Source organism: uncultured Microbulbifer sp. (assembly GCF_913055755.1).
Lineage (GTDB): Bacteria > Pseudomonadota > Gammaproteobacteria > Pseudomonadales > Cellvibrionaceae > Microbulbifer.
Genome location: NZ_CAJXKH010000141.1, coordinates 1 through 6,304 on the forward strand (window position 1 = coordinate 1; position 6,304 = coordinate 6,304).

Below are 6,304 nucleotides of genomic sequence, written 5' to 3' on the forward strand. Positions count from 1 at the left end.
CACCTGTCCAGCATGGATCACCTGCGCGCCGGTATCGGTCTGCGGGCCTATGCCAACAAGAACCCCAAGCAGGAGTTCAAGCGCGAATCTTTCCACCTGTTCCAGAGCCTGCTGGACAACCTCAAGCACGAGGTCGTTCGGGTACTCGCCCATGTGGAGCCGATGACCCGCGAGCAGATGGAAGAGATGGAGCAGCGCCGCCTGGAGGCCCAGCGCCGCCAGCAGCTCGAACTTCAGCACGCCGAAGCCTCCGCCATGCCGGAAGCCCAGGCGGCGCAAGAGGGCGCGCCGGAACAGGCCATGCGCCGCGGACCCAAGGTGGGGCGCAACGACCCCTGCCCCTGCGGGTCCGGCAAAAAGTACAAGCAGTGTCACGGCAAGTTGACTTCGTCTACCGCGCCCTGATCTGCCAAAGCTTGCAGCAAAAAGGCCCGCTCAACCCAGCGGGCCTTTTTGTATCCGGCATCTTGAATATAATCCGCCCAATAGTTTGTAAATCAGGAAAGGGACAATTTCCATGGCGCAGTCACTGCCTTCAATTCCCGGAATTCGTCTGGCTTCCGTCCCGGCGCAGATCAAGAACTGGCAGCGAGACGACCTGCTGTTGATCGAGATCGCCGAAGGTGCCAGCGTTTCCGCGACCTTTACCCAGAACGCCTTCTGTGCCGCGCCGGTACTGGTGGCCCGGGAGCATATCCGCCAGGGGCAAATCCGCGCGCTGCTGATCAATGCCGGCAATGCCAATGCGGCCACCGGTGAGCGCGGCCTGCAGGACGCGCGCAAATGCTGCGAGGGGGTTGCCGCCGCACTGGATATCGAATCCCGCCAGGTATTGCCTTTCAGTACCGGGGTCATCGGCGAGCACCTGCCGGTGCAGAAAATTCTCGACGGCATTCCCGGCGCGGCGGCGGCACTCGATGGCAATGGCTGGGACAGCGCATCCCGCGCAATCATGACCACGGATACCCGCCCCAAAACCGCATCGCGCACCGTGGAAATCGATGGTGAGACGATCACCATTGCCGGTATTGCCAAGGGCGCGGGCATGATCCAGCCGAACATGGCCACCATGCTGGCCTATGTCGCTACCGACGCAACCATTGTGCAGCCCCTGCTGGACGAACTGGTAAAACAAGCGGTGGCAGAATCGTTCAACCGCATCAGCGTCGACGGCGATACCTCCACCAATGATGCCTGTGTGCTGATCGCCAGCGGCGCTAGTGGGAAAGCGCTGGATGATGCATCCAGTGCGCAGTTCCAGCTGATGAAGGCTGCCATCGTGGAAGTTCATATCGAGTTGGCACAGGCGATTGTGCGCGACGGCGAGGGCGCGACCAAATTCGTTACCGTGCAGGTGGACAATGCCGCGAGCCGCGAGGAGGCCCTGGCGGTGGCGTTTGAAATTGGTGAATCACCGCTGGTAAAAACCGCGCTGTACGCCTCCGACCCCAACTGGGGGCGCCTGGTAATGGCGGTCGGCAATGCGGGAATCCGGGATCTGGATACCAGTAAGGTGAGTATTTATTTGGACGATGTGCAGATTGTCGATGCCGGTGGTCGCGCCGACGGCTATACCGAACATGCGGGTCAGAATGTATTCGAGCAGAGCGATTTCACCATCCGCGTGGACCTGCAGCGCGGTGACGCCTGCGAACATATCTGGACCTGCGATTTTTCCCACGAGTATGTGACCATCAATGCGGAGTACCGCACCTGATGTCCGGGACCCTGGAGAAAAAATGTGTACACGTCGCTGTGGGAGTTATCTTCGGCAGCGACGGCCGAATCCTGCTGGCCAAGCGACCGGACCATTTGCATATGGGCGGGCGCTGGGAGTTTCCCGGTGGCAAGGTGGAAGATGGCGAGTCCATCCAGCAGGCCATGTCGCGCGAGCTCCGGGAAGAGTTGGCCATTGATGTGGTGCAGATGGACAAGCTGATCGAAGTGCGTCACGACTATGGTGAAAAGCAGGTGTTTCTGGATACCTGGTGCGTGACCGAATTTTCCGGCGAGCCGCAGGGAGTCGAGGGCCAGGAGCTGGCCTGGGTAAGTGCTCGCGAACTTTCCAACTACCATTTTCCCGATGCCAACCAGCCGATTGTGGAGGCGGTGCAGGCTAAGCTCCTACACTGAGATCAAACATCGTATCCCTTGAATGAGTTCGGTGGCGGCAAAGTGCTGGGGGCGGGTTTTCAGGACCGCTATGAATACGTCCCTGTACGCTCCGTCGGCAACATCCCTGTTGCCGACGGTCCTGAAAACCCGCCCCCAGCACTTTGCCTTCAGTTCAACCTATTCACTTCGTTGAAGTTCAGTTGTTTTTGGGCTGATTGAAAACCAGTTGGTCAAAGTGCAATGCTTGTCGAGAAGGCAGAGGGCCGGGTATCCGTTTTCGAAAGCGTCGGCGCCATGGACGGCGCCGACGCAGCTTACAGGGATGTATTTACAGCGGTTTCGAAAACGGATACCCGGTGCTTTGCCGCCACCAAGTCCTTCTAAGCGGGACCACGGCGTATCAAGGACTGATAAATATCCCGCGCCGGTACAGGAACCGCAGCACCAGCCACTGCAGCAAAATTACCCCACAGGCAATCAGCAGCACTCCTCCCGCCTCGGGTAGCGCATCTGCGATACCGCCGAATAGACTGCTACTGCTGTACCCCCAGTTCACCAGACTGGTGCCCAGGTAAACCAGAATCGCATTACAACCGATCACCGAAAAGAAGTAAGTGAACACTCTCCAGTGCCACACATCCACCAGCAGATAGAAAATACCCAGTAACAACAGGCAGCAGCCGACGGTGATCAGTACGAAAGAGCTGGTCCACAGCTCCTTGTTTACCGGATACACCCAGTGCCACAGGAACCCGGTCAGCAGACAGATTGTGGCACCGGCAAACAGCCCCTGCAGAATCCTTTTGTGGTTGCCGCTGTGGCGGGCGAGCCAGCGGCCGGCGAATACGCCGCCGAGGGCATTTACTACCGCGGGGATGCTGGAAAGGAGACCCTCGGGATCGTAGGGGCGGTGCTGGTAGGTGATGCCGGGCAGGAAGTACTGGTCGACCCAGGCATTCACCGAACCCGCCGGTGTCAGTGAGCCCACGCTAACCTGCAGGAGCCAGTATCCAGTGAGTATACCCGCGGTAATTGCATACTGGGCGCGGATACCGCAGTGCCAGACGATCATTGCCGCCGCAAACCAGGCGAAGCCGATTCGCGCGAGCACACTGGCGTAGCGAATTTCTCCCGGGTCCGCGGGTATACCGGTGCCCCAGCCGTGGTTGTAAAGAACCCCCAGTATTATCAGCAGCAATAACCGTTTGACCGCCTTGCGGTAGACCGGTGCACGCTCGCTGGCCGGGCGGCCGCGCAGGGATTTGTTGGCCAGCCCAAGGGTCACCCCGGACAGGAAAATAAACAGCGGAAAAATCAGATCGTAAAAGCTGAAACCGTGCCACGGAGTGTGTTGCATCTGCCCGTGGCCGAAATGAAAGAGGGACCAGCCGGTTAAGGCAAACAGTGGCAGGAACAGGGCCTCGCCGCCGATAATCCAGAACATGTCGAAACCGCGCAGGGCATCGACCGATGCCAGGCGTTTTTTAGCGTTAGTGTTGTTGCTGACCATAATAACTACTTCAATAATCAGTCGTTTTAATTGTGAAGCGGACAAGAATCCGCTCCGCAATGAACAGAATCGGGCCCTGCCGGATTACAGGCCGCAGGGGGATTCCAGTCTGGGCTCCCAGTCCGGTACGCTATCCGTAAATGCGATCTGACTTTCGCGCAGGGAAGCGACCGCACTTGTAACCTCCGCCGGGCTCAGGATCTTGTCGGCGTTGTGGTAGACCCAGTCCACATCCTGCTGGTAAACCCGCTTTTCCCGGGAATCTACCAGCCCTTCCGCAGTAAACCACAGGTTGAAATTGATCGACATGGGCTCTTCCGGATACACATGTTCGCTGTGTTCGGCAAACTGCTTGCCGTCAACAAAGTAGCGTACCCGGTTGTCGCTGACCTGCAGCACCAGGGTATGCCATCCGGCGAAGCTGCCCGGCCTGGTGGAGTATTCATTGTCCTTGACGAAAGGATCGAGTTTGAAAGTTTCCCAGGTGGTGGCGAACAGCGCATTTTCCGGTTCGCCCCAGCCGCCATTGGCCAGGTATTCGAAGTCCATCTCGCTGTAATCCGGATCCATCGGCGCCTTCAGCGGGCTGATGGTATAGAAGGTCTCGATAATCTGGTCACCGTCGGGCCCGGACAGCGGCGTATCGCGAAAGAACACCCGCGCGGCGTAAGTGCCGGAAAGGTATTTGCGCTGGTGGCAGAACTGGGTGTGTTCGGTATTTTCACCACTGCCGTCCGTGGAGGAGGTCATCCGCAGCAGGGTGTTTCCGGGGGATTGCGCATCCTCAAGGAAGCTGATGCCGTCGCCGGACCAGCGCGCACCGGGAATGCCGGGGTGACCGACTTCGGTGCGGGCCTGCCACTGGTTTTGTGCCATCTGTTCAAGGGATGTGTAAGAGAAATCGTCAAAAAATATCTTGCCCCCTGCACTTGCACGATTTGCGGATACCTGCGCATCTTCCTGTCTATTGCCGGATTCTTCCGGCACTTCGTCACCGCCGCAGCCAACCAGTGTTGAGGCGGCGAGTGCGATAGCGAGGCTGTACTTCCGCGGGGCGGAAAAATAGTTCATGGAGATTTCCTTATTGGATTAATTCGAAATCGATAAAACGAAAAAAGCCCCGGCCGGAACCGGGGCGGAAACAAGCATTTCCTTTAAGTCACAACGCAGAGAGAATTTTATACGTCCATCCTGTGAGAGCTGGCCGGTACTACAACGCCGGCCATGGATTTCCTTCCTTTCAATTCATCAGATATCACACAGCAGTGTCCAGCTACCATCTGCAGTACCGGGTTCCGAGTCGGTCCACCATTTGGCCTGGTAAACACTGCCGTTGTGGATGATCCTTTCGCCACCGGAAGCGTGGTTGCCGCTCGGCCAGGTGGGGTAGGTCACCAGACCTGTGGTGCTGACACCGGCATCGCTACAGCTCTGGCCGCTTCCGCCGCCACTGCTGCCACCACTGGAGCTGCCGCCGCTGCCGAGTTCGGCCAGTGGCAGGTCGGGGTACTCGAACGCCAGCGCATAACTGGTGCCATTTACCGTGGCGGTGTAGGCCTGGGGACCGGAGACCGGGAGGTAGTAGTTCAACGTCATATCCCAGGTTTCACCATCGGCCAGGTCCTGCCAGGCGGGGAGGCTGAAGCGCACGCGGTGGAATTCATTTTCCAGGCCGCCCACGTTGCCGCTACCGGTGTTGGCCCCGTCCTCGATCACTTCCAGTCCGGCACCGCTCTGGTCGGTGATGATGTTGGAGGTGGAGGTGGGCATGTCAAACTCGAACTCGGTGCCACCGGGCAGGGTGCCACCGGTATTGTTGGTGATATTCAGCTTCGGATTCAGCGGATAATTCTGGTCGCCCAGCTTGAACCCGGTGACCTCGATGGCAATGTCCAGTGCTTCCGCGGGGACCGTGCGATCGGTGCGGGTTTCGCGGTACTTGGGCGCAGTGGCGAACTTGTCGTACGCCAGCGTGGTGAGGGTGTCACCCATATAGTACTCGCCGTTCTCCGCATCCCAGTCGTAGTCGCCCGCCAGCTCCCAGAACATGATGCCGCCCACGCCCTGGTCGATCACGTACTGCACCTTCGCGTCCATGGACTCTTCATCTTCGGTGGAGATAAAGACGTTCTTCTGCGCGTTCCACAGCCAGGGGGCCTCGGACACGCTGTCGTAGTTGCGTACGTAGCTGCCGCTCAGTGCATCGTCGGGATCGTTGGCGGGGTCGAGTCCGTAGTCGCTCAGGTAGCTGCCGAGAATGCCGTTTTCCAGATTCTTGGCATGCCACATGGGGTTGGATCCGGCCCCCATTTCGTTGCCGTTGCTGTCCAGGTCGTGCCACATATTGTCGATACCGATGGCGCCGTTACCGCAATCGGAGGCGCCGCCGGTACCCTCGGGGCATTCGGACTGCGCCGGCAGCGCTGCGGAACCACCGAGACCGCTGTTGCCGCCGGTAACGCCTTGCCAGCCGCGGGTGTAGTAGGGGATGCCCACGTTGATGCGTCCCGCGGGCATGGAACCGCGGAAGTACTTCACAGCCCAGTCGATATTCAGGTAGCCGATGCCGCCGTACTGGGAAGTGGAATACACGCTCGCCGCCGCCAGTTCCGGATCGTTGCCGTTGTCGAACAGCGCCGAGTTGTGGCCGACGTATTCGTTCCACGCCCCGTGCAGGTC

The 6,304-nt window shown here is 59.1% G+C and carries 6 protein-coding genes; 3 read left to right on the forward strand and 3 right to left on the reverse strand.

Translation table 11 applies throughout. The annotated features are described in order from the left end of the window. The 3 genes from QZ511_RS16045 to mutT form a co-directional block, all read left to right on the forward strand. Positions 1-405 (forward strand): SEC-C metal-binding domain-containing protein (locus tag QZ511_RS16045; RefSeq protein WP_295803972.1); only part of this gene is annotated, 405 nt, incomplete at its 5' end. Positions 406-517: 112 nt separating this feature from the next. Next, complete coding sequence (argJ, locus tag QZ511_RS16050; protein WP_295803974.1) at positions 518-1,717, forward strand: bifunctional glutamate N-acetyltransferase/amino-acid acetyltransferase ArgJ; 1,200 nt, start codon at positions 518-520, stop codon at positions 1,715-1,717. Then, complete coding sequence (mutT, locus tag QZ511_RS16055) at positions 1,717-2,133, forward strand: 8-oxo-dGTP diphosphatase MutT (RefSeq protein ID WP_295803976.1); 417 nt, start codon at positions 1,717-1,719, stop codon at positions 2,131-2,133. The genes argJ and mutT overlap by 1 nt, the downstream gene beginning before the upstream one ends. 382 nt (positions 2,134-2,515) lie before the next feature. Here mutT and nagX read toward each other — a convergent pair whose 3' ends face one another. The 3 genes from nagX to QZ511_RS16070 form a co-directional block, all read right to left on the reverse strand. After that, positions 2,516-3,625 (reverse strand): transmembrane glucosamine N-acetyltransferase NagX, encoded by a 1,110-nt coding sequence (nagX, locus tag QZ511_RS16060; protein ID WP_295803980.1) that lies wholly within the window; start codon positions 3,623-3,625, stop codon positions 2,516-2,518. A gap of 84 nt (positions 3,626-3,709) precedes the next feature. Then, positions 3,710-4,696 carry a glycoside hydrolase family 16 protein gene (locus QZ511_RS16065; RefSeq protein WP_295803983.1) on the reverse strand — a complete coding sequence of 329 codons (987 nt, stop codon included), beginning with the start codon at positions 4,694-4,696 and terminating at the stop codon, positions 3,710-3,712. A 177-nt stretch (positions 4,697-4,873) separates the two neighbouring features. Then, a partial coding sequence (locus QZ511_RS16070) for a chitinase C-terminal domain-containing protein (RefSeq protein WP_295803984.1) occupies positions 4,874-6,304 on the reverse strand: 1,431 nt, incomplete at its 5' end.

Coding starts and splice junctions, on each gene's coding strand:
- argJ (WP_295803974.1), top strand. CDS start 518: ATGGCGCAGTCACTGCCTTCAATTCCCGGAATTCGTCTGGCTTCCGTC.
- mutT (WP_295803976.1), top strand. CDS start 1,717: ATGTCCGGGACCCTGGAGAAAAAATGTGTACACGTCGCTGTGGGAGTT.
- nagX (WP_295803980.1), bottom strand. CDS start 3,625: ATGGTCAGCAACAACACTAACGCTAAAAAACGCCTGGCATCGGTCGAT.
- QZ511_RS16065 (WP_295803983.1), bottom strand. CDS start 4,696: ATGAACTATTTTTCCGCCCCGCGGAAGTACAGCCTCGCTATCGCACTC.